This window comes from Streptomyces fradiae (assembly GCF_041270065.1).
Taxonomy (GTDB): domain Bacteria; phylum Actinomycetota; class Actinomycetes; order Streptomycetales; family Streptomycetaceae; genus Streptomyces.
Genome location: NZ_CP065958.1, coordinates 2,908,472 through 2,921,917, shown reverse-complemented (window position 1 = coordinate 2,921,917; position 13,446 = coordinate 2,908,472). Strand labels below are relative to the sequence as shown.

Sequence of the window (13,446 nt, the reverse complement as noted above, 5' to 3'; positions counted from 1 at the left end):
TGCGGGCATGGAACGACACCCCGACCTCGCCGATCTCGCCGACGCCCGAGGCGTCACCGTCGACGAGCTCGTCGACGAGGCCGTACGCCGGTACGTCGACGTCGAGACCACCCGCGTCACGCACACCGCCATGCGGCTCGCCCTCCGCCACCACGACCTCCTCCGGAGGCTCGGAGCATGACCGGCACCACCGGCACCACCGGTCCCACCGGCACCCGCTTCCTCACCGTCGCCGAGGTCACCGCCGTCGCCCGCCTCGCCTTCACCGGCGACGGCGACCCCGAGCTGCGCGCGCCCGGGCTCCTGGAGTCCGCGGTGCACCGTCCCCGGGCCCGTATGTTCGGCGAGAGCGCGTACCGCGACCTCTACGAGCAGGCGGCCGTCCTCCTCCACGCCCTCGCCTCCAACCACCCCTTCGTCGACGGCAACAAGCGCGCCGCCTGGCTCTCCGCCGCCGTCTTCCTCGCCGTCAACGGAGTCGATCTCGCCGACGCCGACCAGGACCGGGCATACGAGCTGGTCGTGGGCGTGGCCGGCGGCGAATTGGCGGAGATCACGGACATAGCGGGGCGTTTGAGAACGCTTTCCGGAGGAGTGTGAGGACGGTCTCACGGCGCCTCGACGCGGGCTCGATCCTGCCGGGTCGACGCGATCGCACCGGTAAGGTGGCCCGGTTGTCATATCTGGACGAGCGTCTGGACGAGCGTCGAACCGTAACCGGAGATCGTGACTACCACCGCCACCTCCTCACACCACCTCTCTCCCGCCTTCCCCGGCCGCGCCCCCTGGGGCACCGCCAACAAGCTGCGAGCCTGGCAGCAGGGCGCGATGGAGAAGTACATCCAGGAGCAGCCCCGTGACTTCCTCGCGGTCGCCACGCCCGGCGCCGGCAAGACCACCTTCGCGCTGACCCTCGCGTCCTGGCTGCTGCACCACCACGTGGTGCAGCAGGTCACGGTCGTCGCCCCCACCGAGCACCTGAAGAAGCAGTGGGCGGCCGCCGCGGCGCGGATAGGGATCAAGCTGGACCCGGACTACAGCGCCGGGCCGCTCAGCAAGGAGTACGACGGGATCGCCATCACGTACGCCGGCGTCGGCGTGCGGCCCATGCTCCACCGCAACCGCAGCGAACAGCGCAAGACCCTCGTCATCCTCGACGAGATCCACCACGCCGGAGACTCCAAGTCCTGGGGCGAGGCCTGCCTGGAGGCCTTCGAGCCGGCCACCCGGCGGCTCGCCCTCACCGGCACGCCGTTCCGCTCCGACACCAACCCGATCCCCTTCGTCACGTACGAGGAGGGGAACGACGGCATCCGCCGCTCCTCGGCCGACTACACCTACGGCTACGGCAACGCGCTCGGCGACGGCGTCGTCCGGCCGGTCATCTTCCTCTCCTACAGCGGCAACATGCGCTGGCGCACCAAGGCCGGTGACGAGATCGCCGCGCGCCTCGGCGAGCCGATGACCAAGGACGCCATCTCGCAGGCCTGGCGGACCGCGCTCGACCCGCGCGGCGAGTGGATGCCGAACGTGCTGCGCGCCGCCGACCAGCGGCTCACCGAGGTCCGCAAGTCCATCCCGGACGCCGGCGGCCTGGTCATCGCCTCCGACCAGGACTCGGCCCGCGCCTACGCCAAGCTGATCCGCGAGATCACCGGCACCAAGGCCACCGTCGTGCTGTCCGACGACACCGGCGCCTCGAACCGCATCGACGAGTTCAGCGAGAACACCGACCGCTGGATGGTCGCGGTCCGCATGGTGTCCGAGGGCGTCGACGTGCCGCGGCTCTCCGTCGGCGTGTACGCGACGACGATCTCGACACCGCTGTTCTTCGCGCAGGCCGTCGGGCGCTTCGTGCGATCCCGCAGGCGCGGCGAGACGGCGTCCGTGTTCCTTCCCACCATCCCCAGCCTCCTCGGCTTCGCCACCGAGATGGAGGTCGAGCGCGACCACGTGCTCGACAAGCCGAAGAAGGCGGGCGAGGACGAGGACCCGTACGCCGAGTCCGAGAAGGAGATGGCGGAGGCGGAGCGGCAGCAGGACGAGGACACCGGCGAGCAGGACATGCTGCCCTTCGAGGCGCTGGAGTCCGACGCCGTCTTCGACCGCGTCCTCTACAACGCCGCCGAGTTCGGCATGCAGGCCCACCCCGGCAGCGAGGAGGAGCAGGACTACCTCGGCATCCCCGGGCTCCTCGAACCCGACCAGGTGCAGCTGCTCCTCCAGAAGCGGCAGGCCCGGCAGATCGCGCACAGCCGCAAGAAGCCGGACACCGAGGCCGATCTGTTGGAGCTTCCGGCGGAACGGCGGCCCGTCGTTTCCCACAAGGAGCTGCTTGAGCTGCGGAAACAGCTCAACACGATGGTCGGTGCGTACGTTCACCAGAGCGGCAAGCCGCACGGTGTCATCCACACCGAGCTGCGGCGGGTGTGCGGCGGGCCGCCGAGCGCGGAGGCGACCGCCGGGCAGATCCGCGAGCGGATCAAGAAGGTGCAGGAGTGGGCCACGCGGATGCGGTGAGCCCCCGCACATGACGGTTCGAGGCCCGTACGCAGGCGGCGTACGGGCCTCGGCCGTTCCCGGGACCGGCCCCCACGGTCGGCCCGGGCACACCTCGCACGCTACGGGGACGAACCGGGCCCCCTTGTCAGCCAAAGTCCCGCGTTCGGCCGACTTAGGTCCCGAACCGCCCGTATCCGGTCGTCGGCGCCCGGATTCTGGACGAGGTCTTCCGCTGAGCGGAGCACGCCGCTACTGTCCCGGCTCAAGCAAACGCCCCGTGGCAGCGCCGCCGCGGAGCGCAGCCGGTGTACCCCGTCCTGCCGGCGGCCTCTGACGTGCGTCGCCGATGGGACCGGTGTCGCAGCTTTCGTACGAGTCCGCTGTCACTCACTCCGAAGGAGAGGGCGTCGTGACCGCGGAGACCTCCCAGACGCTCGACCGGGGACTTCGAGTCCTCAAACTGCTCGCCGACACCGACCACGGCCTGACCGTCACCGAGTTGTCCAACCGACTCGGTGTGAACCGGACCGTCGTCTACCGATTGCTCGCCACCCTCGAGCAGCACGCCCTGGTCCGCCGCGACCTGGGCGGCCGCGCCCGCGTCGGGCTCGGCGTGCTGCGCCTGGGCCGCCAGGTGCACCCGCTGGTGCGGGAGGCCGCGCTGCCCGCGCTGCGCTCGCTCGCCGAGGACATAGGAGCCACCGCCCACCTCACCCTGGTGGACGGGGCCGACGCGCTCGCCGTCGCCGTCGTCGAACCCACCTGGACCGACTACCACGTGGCCTACCGCGCCGGCTTCCGGCACCCGCTGGACCGCGGGGCGGCCGGCCGCGCCATCCTCGCCGCCCGCCAGGGCGAACTCATCGAACCCGGCTTCACCCTCACCCACGGCGAACTGGAGGCGGGCGCCAGCGGCGCCGCCGCGCCCCTGGTCGGCGTCACCGGCATCGAGGGCAGCGTCGGCGTGGTCATGCTCGCCGACGCCGTCCCCGAACGCGTCGGCCCCCGCGTGGTGGACGCGGCCCGCGAGGTCGCCGACGCGCTGCGCTAGAGCGCGCGGCGACCGGGGGTGGGGCCCTGGGACGTGCGGCCTCCCCCCGGGTTACGGCCCGGGGCGCGCGGCGCTTGGGCGCGCGCGATGGCCGGGCCTGCCCGGGCCCAGGTCCGGCATGCGCGCCGCCGCCGCGGGGCCGGGGCTGCGGCCTGCGGCCGAACCCTCGGGGCTTCGCCCCGGGCACCGGAGAGCCTCCCGGCGCCACGCCGTGCCCGACCCGCCCGGGAGGGCCGGCGCATCCCGCCCGCCCCCCTACACCCTCCCCCCGCCCCCGCGCGCGCCCATCACCAGGTCCGCCAGGGGCGTTCGGGCGTGGGTTACCGAGCGGCCGGTGCGGGTGGTGGTCAGGAGGGCGGCGGAGCGGAGGGCGGCTGCGTGGGTGGAGGCGGTGGCGTTGCTGATGTGGAGGGCGCGGGCCAGTTCGGTGGTGGTCAGGGGGGTGGTGAGGAGGCGGAGGAGGGCCGCGCGGGTGCGGCCGAGGGCTGCCGCCAGGGGGTCCTCGTGGGCTTCCGGTTGCGGGGTGGGCGGGGGGAGGGCGGGGCTCGACGGGTAGGTGAGGACCACCGGGTGGGGCGGGAGGTCGTGGAGGAGGGGGCCCGTGGGGTGGTGGAAGGTCGGGAGGAGGAGCAGGCCGCGGCCGGCCGGGTGGATGTCGCGGTCGGGGGCGGCGGCGGGCCACTCCCAGACGGTGCCGTCGAAGCGGGTGCCGGGCGCGAGGGACTGGAGGGCGGCGGTCAGGCCGTGTTCGGCGACCGTCAGGGCGTGGCGGGCGAACGCGTCGCGGTGCAGGTCCTGGACCAGGGGCCAGACCGGCGCCAGGACCGTCTCGTACGCGGCCCGCTGGGCCCGGCGCACGGCCCGCCAGGACGCCGCCTCGCCCGCGTGCAGGCCGCGGATCCAGCGCGGCGCGGGCCCCGCCCCGTACACCCGCTCCAGCTCGGCCCGCACGGTCTCGGATCGCGTCGCGCGGATGCGGTCGAAGGCATCGTCCAGCGTGTCGCCGAGGACGTCGAGGAAGGCCGGCGGGCGGCCGCCCGGCACCAGGTCGGCGAGCGGGGCCGCGGCGGCCGGCAGGGTGCGCAGGATTCGGGACCGCCAGCGCGCGAACAGCGGGCCCGCCGGGAACGGCGCGACGGCCGTCGTCAGGGCCGCGTGGAGCTCCTGGAGCGGGGCCGGGCGCGGGGCGAAGCGCACCCGGGCGAGATCGTCCGCAGTGAGGTGGATCCGCAGCACCGGCACAACTCCCCGTCCTCCGCCAGCCTTTCGGGCAGGGCCTGAACCTTCGCGGCGCCGCCCGCCCCGCTCCCACGATGCTCGCATGACCTCTCGACGCACCCTCCTCAAAGGCGCCCTGATCGCCCCCATCGCCGCCCACTCGCCCAGCCGCCCCGCGTTGCCGCTGCCCGCGCCGACCGGGCCGTACCCCGTCGGGCTGCGCACCCTCGCCCTGACCGACCCCTCCCGTACCGATCCCTGGGTCGGCGGGGTGCGGGAGGTGATGCTCACCGTCCTGTACCCGGCCGCCGGGGTGCGCGGCTGCCCGCGCGCCCCGCAGCTCACCCCGGCCGAGGCACGGGCGTTCGCCGAACTGGCGCCGTGGATCCACCAGGGGCTTCCGGCGGAGGGCACGGTGGACTGGGGGAGCGTCCGCACCCACGGGCACATCGGCGCGCCGCCGCTGCCGGGGCGGCGGCCGGTGCTCCTCTACAGCCCGGGCGGCGGGGACGCCCGCAGCCTCGGCAGCGGCCTGGCCGAGGACCTGGCGAGCCACGGCCGGACCGTGGTCCTCGTCGACCACCCCGGCGACGCCAGCCAGGTGGAACTGCCGAGCGGACTGCGCACCACCGCCCTGCACGGGCCGCCGGACCCGGCGACCTTCCGCACCATGATCGACACCCGGGTGGCCGACCTCCGCTTCGTCCTCGGCCAGGTACCCCGGCTGCTGCCGGAGGCCTCCGGCATCGGGATCTACGGGCACTCCGCGGGCGGCACCGCCGCCGTGTACGCCGCCGGTGCCGACCCCCGCGTCCGCGCCGTCGCCAACCTGGAGGGCTACCTCGACCTGGACCCCGTCCCGGACACCGGCCGGCCCCTGCTCCTCTTCCGCACCGACGGCTTCACCGAGGGCGCCGCCCGCATCGACTCCTCCTGGGCGGGGGTCCCGGGGGAGCGGGCACGGCTGCGGGACGCGAACCACTGGGCGTTCACCGACTACGCGGCCCTGGTGCCCCGGCTGCAGGCCGCGGGGCTCGTCACCGCGGAGGCGCGGGCCGCGCTCGTGGGCCCCGGCGACCCGGACCGGACGATCGCGGCGGTACGGCGCCGGGTGGGCGGCTTCTTCGCCCGCCACCTGCCGTAGCAGGGCCCGGGGCGGGCGCCCAGTAGCCTGGGGGCGTGCTCTCCCGTCTCGCCAGTCTCCCGCGCACCCGTGCCCTCGCGCTCTGCGCCCTGCCCGTCGTCGCGCTGTTCGCCGTCGCCGGGCTCGCGCCGCTGCCGTACGCCATCGCACAGCCTGGCACCACCGCCAATGTGCTCGGCAAGGACCAGGGGCGCGAGGTGATCACCGTCACCGGAGCCCCGGTCCGCCCGACCGACGGACAGCTGAGGATGACGACGATCCTGGCGACCGGGCCGTCCGCGTCGATCGACCTGGGCGATGTGGCCGACGCCTGGTTCCGCACCGACCGGGCGGTGCTGCCGAAGTCCTCGGTCTATCCGACGGGCCAGTCCGACGAGGAGATCGAGCAGCACAACCTGGGGCAGATGAAGGAGTCGCAGGACGCCGCCGCCCTCGCCGCCCTCGGCTACCTCAAGCTGGACCCGAAGAAGGTCAAGGTCACCCTCCACCTCGCCGACGTCGGCGGCCCGAGCGCCGGACTGCTCTTCTCCCTCGGCATCGTCGACAAGATCGACGGGGACGGCGACGGCGGCGACCTGACCGGCGGCCGGACCGTCGCCGGTACGGGCACGATCGAGCCCGACGGCACCGTCGGCGCGGTCGGCGGGGTGTCCCTGAAGACGCAGGCCGCCGCCCGCGACGGCGCCACCGTCTTCCTCGTCCCGAAGGCCGAGTGCTCCGACGCCCGGGCCGAACTGCCCAAGGGGCTGCGCCTGGTTCCCGTCACCGCGCTCAGCGACGCGGTGGCGTCCCTCCGGGCACTGGAACAGGGGCAGGAGTCGCAGGTCCCGAGCTGCTAGGACCTGTGCCGGCCTCAGCCGACGGCCCGGCCGGGGCGTCCAGCTCGCGCCAGACCGGGAACAGCAGCGGCGAGAGGGTGGTCAGGGCGAACGCGCCGCCGATCGTGAGCAGCGCCCAGGTGATGCCCACGCTCTCGACCAGGAAGCCGGCGGCCAGGCCGCCGAGCGGGGTGGTGAGCAGCACGGCGGCCGTGCTGGCGCCGCCCACGCGGCTGCGCAGCTCCTCCGGCACCACCTCGTAGAACGCGGTGGTGAGGATCGGGTTGAGCACCCCGGCGCCGAGCCCGCCCAACGCCCCCGCCACCACCATCGGCGCGATGGTGTCGGTGAACGCGGCCGTGAGGATCGGCGCGGCGGATATCAGGAAGCCGGCGGTGAAGACCGGCCGGCGCGGGAAGCGGTGGCCCACCGCGCCGTAGAGCAGCGCGCCGGCGAGGGCGCTGCCGCCGAAGACGGCGACCAGCAGACCCTGCGCGGCCGAGCCGCCGAGCTCCTCGCGGGCGTGGATCGGCAGCAGCACCGCGCTCCAGCTCAGGGCGAGCCCGTTGGTGACCATCACCATCAGGTCGACGGCGAGCAGCAGCCGGGTGCGCAGCAGGAAGGAGTAGCCCTCGCGCAGATCGGCGCGGTAGGCGGCGAGGCTCAACGCCGGTGCGTCGCGCAGCGGTTCGGCCGCCGGGACGCCCCGCAGGCCAGCCAGGACGAGCAGCGCCGACAGCAGGAACGTACCGGCGTCCACGTAAAGCACCGTGTCGGCGCCTATCAGCGCGACAAGGAGGCCGCCGACGGCGGCGCCGGTCATCCGGGCGCCGCGCGAGACGGCGTCGTAGAGGCTGGCGGCGCGGGACAGCGGGGTGCCGGCGCGCTGGGCGAGGTCGGGGACGAGGACATGGCGCGAGGTCTCGCCGGGGGCGTGGAAGAGGCCGGTGACGGCCATCAGCGCGCACAGCATCCAGAACTGCAGCACACCGGCCCGGTTGAGCAGCGGGATCGCGGCGAGCGCGAGGGCGCAGATCAGGTCGGAGGCGACGGAGACCCGGCGGCGGCCGATCCGGTCGATGACCGGACCGCCCGCGATGGCGGAGACGACCACGGGCACGGCGGCACAGAAGGCGACCAGGCCGGCCTTGCCGGCGCTCCCGGTGGTCTCCAGGGCGAACCACGGGACGCCGATGAGGGTGAGCGAATTGCCGCTGATGGAGATGGCGTTGGCCGACAGGACGGCGGCCAGTGGCAGACGGGACGCCGTGGGTGAGTGTGAGATCGGGCGTGCGTGTGTGTCGGTGCGCGCGGGCACGGTGGTTCCCCCCGGTTTCGGGCGTCGGTCAGGCGGCGACGGCGTGCGCGGCGCGGGAGGCGGTGGCGCGGTGGCCCTCGGGCAGCGCGAGCCGCAGACCGAACTCGACGACCCGCCATCCGAGTTGGACGCGCAAGGGCGGCCCGACGGTGGCGGCAGGGGCGGCGACGGGAACGGCGGACAGCTCGCGTTCGGCGTCGGCGAGGTGGTGCAGCGTCAGGTGGATGTCGGCGTGCATGGTGATGGTGGCCTTTCCGGTAGGTGCTGCGTGGGGGCGGAGGGCGGGGGAGCGGGCGAGCAGGAGGGGCGGGGTCAGTTGACGCCGTGCTGGGGGAAGGCGTGCAGGTGCATCCGTATCCGCTGGGCGTCCGCCGCCTCGGGGTCGGCGCTGTCCCGGTACTCGTCGATCAGCGTGTGGATCTTCTCGTTGAGCTCGTGTGCGCGCTCGGGCGAGAGGTGGAGCGTGAAGTCGCTCATGTCGGAGGAGTCCCGCCAGACGTCGTCCCACTGGTCGCGGGTGCCGAGGTAGGTGTTGAGCTCCGTGGTGTGGATGTTCGCGATCTCGTGGAGGTAGACCTCGACGGCACCCTGGACCTCCGGGTCGGGGTTCTTGTACAGCGCACCGTCGAACGTGGTGCCCTGCTGCATGGCCCGCCACCAGCGCTCCCGGCCCTTGCCGAGCTCCGGGGCGTCCTCGACGAAGCCGTGGGCCGCGAGCTGGCGCAGGTGGTAGCTGGTGGCACCGCTCGACTCGCCGAGCCGCTCGGCGAGTTGGGAGGCGGTGGCCGGGCCGTGGTGGCGCAGGGCGCGCAGCATCTGGATGCGCAGCGGGTGGGCGAGCGCCCGCAGGGAGCGCGGGTCGAGGACCCGGCTCACCGGCGCTTCGTTCCCGCGCTGGTTCTCCGCGCGCTCGCTCGTCCCGCGCTCGTTCTTCTCGTGCTCGTTCTCGGGCATGGAACAACCGTAGAGTTGCAAAGAGCTCTCTGCAAGCCTTTTTTGCAGAACTTCTTTGCAACTTCTCCAGGGGCGGGGTGGCGACTCAACTTCCCTTGATGAAGCCCTCCTTGATCAGCCACTCCTTCGCCACCTCGTGCGGGTCCTGCCCCTCCACGTCCACCTTGGCGTTGAGGTCCTGCGCCACCTCCGTCGTCAGCTTCGCCGTCACCGGGTTCAGCAGGTCCGCGATCTCCGGGTGCTCGGCGAAGGCCTTGCCGTTCAGCTCCGGCGCCGCGTTGTAGTTGGGGAAGAAGTGCTTGTCGTCCTCCAGGACGGTCAGGTCCATCGCCTTGATCCGGCCGTCCGTCGTGTACACCTCGCCGAGCAGGCACGAGTCGGACTTCGAGACCTGGGTGTAGATGATCCCCGCGTCCATCTTCTGGATGTTCGAGGCCGGCAGGCTCATCCCGTACGCCTTCTGCATCCCCGGCAGCCCGTCGTCGCGCGAGGCGAACTCGTTCTCCACGCACAGCGTCACCGCCGACGGGTCCTTCTTCGCGAGCGCCGCCGCGTCGGAGAGCGTCCTGAGCTTGTACTTCTCGTTGTTCTTGCGGCTGATGGCGAGCGCGTAGGTGTTGTCGAGGGTGGACTGCGGCAGCCAGACCACCCCGTTCGCGCGGTCCGCGTCGCGCACCGCCTCCCACTGCTTCTGCGGGTCCACGATCGGTTCGGCGTGGCCGAGGTACGTGATCCAGGCCGTGCCCGTGTACTCGTACATCGCGTCGGCGTCGCCCTTCACGATCGCCTCGCGGGTGCTGATCGAACCGGCGAGGTTCGTGCGGTCCAGGACCTCGGCGCCCGCCGCCTTGAAGACCAGGCCGATCATCTGGCCCAGGATGATGTTCTCGCTGAAGTTCTTGGACGTGACCGTCAGCGAGGCGCCCTCCAGCGGCCGGCCCTGCCCGACCGAACCGGGGGAGACGTCGTCCACCATCGGCGAACCGCTCTTCAGCCCGCAGCCGCCGACCGCCAGGGCGAGCACCCCGGCGAGCCCGCCCGCCAGCAGCATCCGGGGACGTCCGCACCCGCGTCCGCGCCCCTGTCGTCCGCTCATGCCGACGCCTCCAGACCGCGCGGCGTCAGCATCAGCTCGGCGAGCGAGGCCAGCCAGTCCACGATCAGCGCGAGCGACACGGTCAGCACGGAGCCCAGCACCAGGACCGGCATCCGCTGGGTCTGGATGCCGGAGGTGATCAGGTCGCCGAGGCCGCCGCCCCCGCCGAAGGTCGCGAGTGTCGCCGTACCCACGTTGAGGACCAGGGCGGTGCGCACGCCCGCGAGGATCAGCGGGACGGCGAGCGGGAGTTCGACCTTCGAGAGGGTGCCGAAGGGCGACATGCCGATGCCGCGGGAGGCCTCCACCAGCTGCGGGTCGATGGCCTTCAGGCCGGCCACCGTGTTGGAGAGCACCGGCAGCACCGCGTAGATGACCATGCCGATGATCGCCGTCGACGCGCCGACGCCGAGCCAGATCACCAGGAGCGCGAGCAGGCCGATCGCCGGGGTGGCCTGGCCGATGTTGGCGATGGTGGTGAAGACGGGCGCCGCCCGGCTGAGGCCGCGCCGGGTCAGGGCGATGCCGAGCGGGATCGCGATGATCAGCACCCAGAAGGTGGAAATCGCGGTCAGCTGGATGTGCTGCCGCAGTCGCAGCCACACGACGCCCTCGGCGAGGGCGTTGCGCGCGATGGAGTCGAGATCGACGTTGGAGATCCACAGGAAGGTCGCGAGCAGCACGACCGCCACGAAGGCGGGCAGGAAGACGAGTTTGCGCCAGGTGATCCGGCGCGGCGGCGCGGCCGGCAGCGGAGGCGGCGGCTCCTCCTCGGCCGGGCGCTCCTCCCCGGCCGGGCCCTCCACCAGGGCCTCCGCGCCCCCCGGCTCCGTACCGCCCCCGCCCCCGCCGCCCCCAGTGCCCGCGCCCCCACCGCCCCCACTCCCGCCGTTCACGCCCCGCCCTCCAGCTCCTGCTCGGTCAGATGGGCGCGATGCTCCTCCAGGTCGTGCTGGTGCTCGATCGCGGTCAGCCGGTCGGCCTCCAGGAGTTCGTGGACCGAGTTCATCAGGGTCTCCATGTCGACCACGCCGATGTACTCGCCGCGCCGCCCGGTCACCGCGACCCGCCCACCGCTGTCGAGGAGCACCGCCTCCAGGGCGTCGTGCAGGGTCGCGTCCCGGGTCACCGTGTCGTGCACCAGGGTGCCCGCGCGGGCCAGCGAGCCCTTGGCGCGCATCAGGTCGCCGCGCCGCAGCCACTTGTACGGGCGGCCGCGCCGGTCGAGCATCAGGAGCTCGTTGTGGCGGCCCTCGCGCAGGGTGTTGAAGATCGACTGGAGCGGGTCGTCGACGGTCACCGTCGGGAAGTCGGCGATCCCCACGTCCCGTACCCGGGTCAGGTTGAGCCGCTTCAGCGCGGCACCCGCGCCGACGAAACCGGAGACGAAGTCGTCCGTCGGGTTGGTGAGAATGGCCTCCGGGGTGTCGAACTGGGCGATGTGCGAGCGCTCCCGCAGCACCGCGATCCGGTCGCCCAGCTTGATCGCCTCGTCGAAGTCGTGGGTGACGAAGACGATCGTCTTGCGCAGCTCGTGCTGGAGCCGGATCAGCTCGTCCTGGAGGTGGTCGCGGGTGATCGGGTCGACCGCGCCGAAGGGCTCGTCCATGAGCAGTACGGGCGGGTCGGCGGCCAGCGCCCGCGCCACGCCCACCCGCTGCTGCTGGCCGCCGGACAGCTGGCGCGGATAGCGGCCGTGGAACTCGCGCGGATCGAGCCCGACGAGGTCGAGCATCTCCTCCACCCGGTCCTTCGTACGGGACTTGGACCAGCCGACCATCCTCGGGACCAGGGCGATGTTCTCGGCGACGGTCATGTGCGGGAAGAGCCCGGAGGACTGGATCGCGTAACCGACCTTGCGGCGCAGCTTCACCGGGTCGATCTTCGTGACGTCCTCGTCGCCGATCCGGATCCGGCCGGCGGTCGGCTCGATCAGCCGGTTGATCATCTTCAGGGTGGTGGACTTCCCGCAGCCGGACGGGCCGACGAAGATGACCGTCTCGCCCGCCTTGATCTCCATGTTCACGTCGTCCACGGCGGGGTTGGGGTTGCCGGGGTAGCGCTTGGTCAGCCCCTCCAGCTCGATCGAGGCCCCGGAGGTCGCGCCGTGCACACCGCCGGTCCCGTTCATGCCGTTGACGCTCATACCGTGGACGGGTTCAGACACGGATCCCCCTCGGAATCGTCAGCCGGCCGAGCAACACGTACGCCCCGTCGAAGAGCAGCGCCAGGATCACGATGCCGAGCGTCCCGGCGAGCACCTGGTTGATCGCGTTGGCGCTGCCCAGGGACGCGATGCCGCGGAAGATCTCGTTGCCGAGGCCGGGCCCGGAGGCGTACGCGGCGATGGCGGCGATGCCCATGAGCATCTGGGTCGACACCCGGATGCCGGTGAGGATCGGCGGCCAGGCCAGCGGCAGCTCGACGCGCAGCAGCCGGGCCGGCCGGGACATGCCGATGCCCGTCGCCGCGTCCACCAGGCTCGGGTCGACCCCGCGCAGCCCCACGATCGCGTTCCGTACGACCGGAAGCAGCCCGTACAGGGTCAGGGTGATCACGGTCGGCGGCACGCCCAGGCCGACCAGCGGGATCAGCAGACCGATCGCGGCGAGTGAGGGGATGGTGAGCAGGGAGGCGGTGGAGAGGATGGCCAGGTTCCCGGCCCATGGGCTGCGATACGTGAGGAGGCTGATCAGCACCCCGAGCGCGGTGGCGATCACCATGCACTGGAAGACGACGCTGGCGTGCTGGTACGCGTCGGTGAGCAGCTGCTGGTGGCGACTGACCACGTACTCCCAGAAGCTCACGCGCGACCCCTCCGCAAGCGCTGTAGGGCTACCGCGGCGGAAGCGGGTCCTCCGCGGCCTGTTCCACCAGCGGGATGATCCGCAGGGGGACCGGGTTCTCCATGACGATCGCCGTGGAGGCCCGGACGATGCCATCAAAACCGACGACCCGGTCGATCACCCGCTGGAGATCGGCGTTGGAGCGGGCCACCAGCCGGCAGAGCATGTCGCCGTGGCCGGTGGTGGTGTGCAGTTCGAGGACCTCCGGCACGGTCGCCAAGTGCCCGCGCACGTCCGCGCCTTGGCCCTGCTTGATCTCCAGGGTGGCGAAGGCCGTGACCGGATAGCCGAGGGCGGCGGGGTCGACCTGGGGGCCGAAACCGCTGATGACTCCATTCGACTGAAGCCGGTCGAGCCGGGCCTGCACGGTGCCGCGTGCCACCCCGAGCCGGCGCGAGGCCTCCAGGACCCCGATCCGGGGCTCCTGCGCGAGCAGCACGATGAGCCGCCCGTCCAGATGATCGATCGCCACGGCGGCCTCCCGGTGGTCATCATGTAC

At 72.7% G+C, this 13,446-nt stretch carries 15 protein-coding genes; 6 read left to right on the top strand and 9 right to left on the bottom strand.

The features are described from left to right. The first annotated feature begins 7 nt into the window (after positions 1–7). The 4 genes from JAO84_RS13170 to JAO84_RS13155 all read left to right on the top strand — a co-directional run bounded on the left by JAO84_RS13170 (position 8) and on the right by JAO84_RS13155 (position 3,553). Positions 8–181: a hypothetical protein gene (locus JAO84_RS13170; RefSeq protein ID WP_370413031.1), complete on the top strand. Its 174-nt coding sequence runs from the start codon at positions 8–10 to the stop codon at positions 179–181. Beyond that, on the top strand, positions 178–600 hold the full coding sequence (locus JAO84_RS13165; RefSeq protein ID WP_370413030.1) for a type II toxin-antitoxin system death-on-curing family toxin: 423 nt from the start codon (positions 178–180) through the stop codon (positions 598–600). The genes JAO84_RS13170 and JAO84_RS13165 overlap by 4 nt, the downstream gene beginning before the upstream one ends. A 123-nt stretch (positions 601–723) precedes the next feature. Next, on the top strand, positions 724–2,520 hold the full coding sequence (locus JAO84_RS13160) for a DEAD/DEAH box helicase (RefSeq protein WP_265868125.1): 1,797 nt from the start codon (positions 724–726) through the stop codon (positions 2,518–2,520). 391 nt (positions 2,521–2,911) lie between these two features. Further along, positions 2,912–3,553: an IclR family transcriptional regulator gene (locus JAO84_RS13155; protein WP_265868104.1), complete on the top strand. Its 642-nt coding sequence runs from the start codon at positions 2,912–2,914 to the stop codon at positions 3,551–3,553. Positions 3,554–3,808: 255 nt separating this feature from the next. Here the strand turns inward: JAO84_RS13155 and JAO84_RS13150 are convergent, their stop codons facing one another. After that, on the bottom strand, positions 3,809–4,789 hold the full coding sequence (locus JAO84_RS13150) for an ArsR family transcriptional regulator (protein WP_370413029.1): 981 nt from the start codon (positions 4,787–4,789) through the stop codon (positions 3,809–3,811). Positions 4,790–4,874: 85 nt separating this feature from the next. Here JAO84_RS13150 and JAO84_RS13145 point away from each other — a divergent pair, with 85 nt between their 5' ends. After that, the gene (locus JAO84_RS13145) at positions 4,875–5,915 is read left to right on the top strand and encodes an alpha/beta hydrolase family protein (RefSeq protein ID WP_370413028.1); all 1,041 of its coding nucleotides are present in this window, start codon (positions 4,875–4,877) and stop codon (positions 5,913–5,915) included. 35 nt (positions 5,916–5,950) lie between these two features. Beyond that, on the top strand, positions 5,951–6,754 hold the full coding sequence (locus tag JAO84_RS13140) for a S16 family serine protease (protein ID WP_370413026.1): 804 nt from the start codon (positions 5,951–5,953) through the stop codon (positions 6,752–6,754). Here the strand turns inward: JAO84_RS13140 and JAO84_RS13135 are convergent. From JAO84_RS13135 to JAO84_RS13100, 8 genes are all read right to left on the bottom strand, one after another. Beyond that, positions 6,687–8,051 carry an MFS transporter gene (locus JAO84_RS13135; protein ID WP_370413025.1) on the bottom strand — a complete coding sequence of 455 codons (1,365 nt, stop codon included), beginning with the start codon at positions 8,049–8,051 and terminating at the stop codon, positions 6,687–6,689. The genes JAO84_RS13140 and JAO84_RS13135 overlap by 68 nt on opposite strands. A gap of 28 nt (positions 8,052–8,079) precedes the next feature. Beyond that, complete coding sequence (locus JAO84_RS13130) at positions 8,080–8,289, bottom strand: hypothetical protein (RefSeq protein ID WP_370413024.1); 210 nt, start codon at positions 8,287–8,289, stop codon at positions 8,080–8,082. Positions 8,290–8,363: 74 nt separating this feature from the next. Then, complete coding sequence (locus JAO84_RS13125) at positions 8,364–9,005, bottom strand: ArsR/SmtB family transcription factor (protein WP_370413023.1); 642 nt, start codon at positions 9,003–9,005, stop codon at positions 8,364–8,366. 85 nt (positions 9,006–9,090) lie between these two features. Further along, positions 9,091–10,056, bottom strand: a complete 966-nt coding sequence (locus JAO84_RS13120; RefSeq protein ID WP_370416750.1) for a glycine betaine ABC transporter substrate-binding protein — start codon at positions 10,054–10,056, stop codon at positions 9,091–9,093. Between the two features lie 41 nt (positions 10,057–10,097). Next, positions 10,098–10,910 carry an ABC transporter permease gene (locus tag JAO84_RS13115; RefSeq protein WP_370416749.1) on the bottom strand — a complete coding sequence of 271 codons (813 nt, stop codon included), beginning with the start codon at positions 10,908–10,910 and terminating at the stop codon, positions 10,098–10,100. Between the two features lie 83 nt (positions 10,911–10,993). After that, a complete protein-coding gene (locus tag JAO84_RS13110) occupies positions 10,994–12,247 on the bottom strand; it encodes a betaine/proline/choline family ABC transporter ATP-binding protein (RefSeq protein WP_370416748.1) in 1,254 nt (417 codons plus the stop codon). Between the two features lie 13 nt (positions 12,248–12,260). Then, complete coding sequence (locus JAO84_RS13105) at positions 12,261–12,908, bottom strand: ABC transporter permease (RefSeq protein ID WP_370413022.1); 648 nt, start codon at positions 12,906–12,908, stop codon at positions 12,261–12,263. A 28-nt stretch (positions 12,909–12,936) separates the two neighbouring features. Next, positions 12,937–13,419, bottom strand: coding sequence for an Lrp/AsnC family transcriptional regulator (locus JAO84_RS13100; protein WP_265868115.1), 483 nt, complete (start codon positions 13,417–13,419; stop codon positions 12,937–12,939). Positions 13,420–13,446: the final 27 nt, after the last annotated feature.

Excerpts from the sequence above, each read along its gene's own strand:
- JAO84_RS13170 (WP_370413031.1), top strand. The coding sequence starts at position 8 with ATGGAACGACACCCCGACCTCGCCGATCTCGCCGACGCCCGAGGCGTC.
- JAO84_RS13165 (WP_370413030.1), top strand. The coding sequence starts at position 178 with ATGACCGGCACCACCGGCACCACCGGTCCCACCGGCACCCGCTTCCTC.
- JAO84_RS13145 (WP_370413028.1), top strand. The coding sequence starts at position 4,875 with ATGACCTCTCGACGCACCCTCCTCAAAGGCGCCCTGATCGCCCCCATC.
- JAO84_RS13130 (WP_370413024.1), bottom strand. The coding sequence starts at position 8,289 with ATGCACGCCGACATCCACCTGACGCTGCACCACCTCGCCGACGCCGAA.
- JAO84_RS13125 (WP_370413023.1), bottom strand. The coding sequence starts at position 9,005 with ATGCCCGAGAACGAGCACGAGAAGAACGAGCGCGGGACGAGCGAGCGC.
- JAO84_RS13120 (WP_370416750.1), bottom strand. The coding sequence starts at position 10,056 with ATGCTGCTGGCGGGCGGGCTCGCCGGGGTGCTCGCCCTGGCGGTCGGC.
- JAO84_RS13110 (WP_370416748.1), bottom strand. The coding sequence starts at position 12,247 with ATGAGCGTCAACGGCATGAACGGGACCGGCGGTGTGCACGGCGCGACC.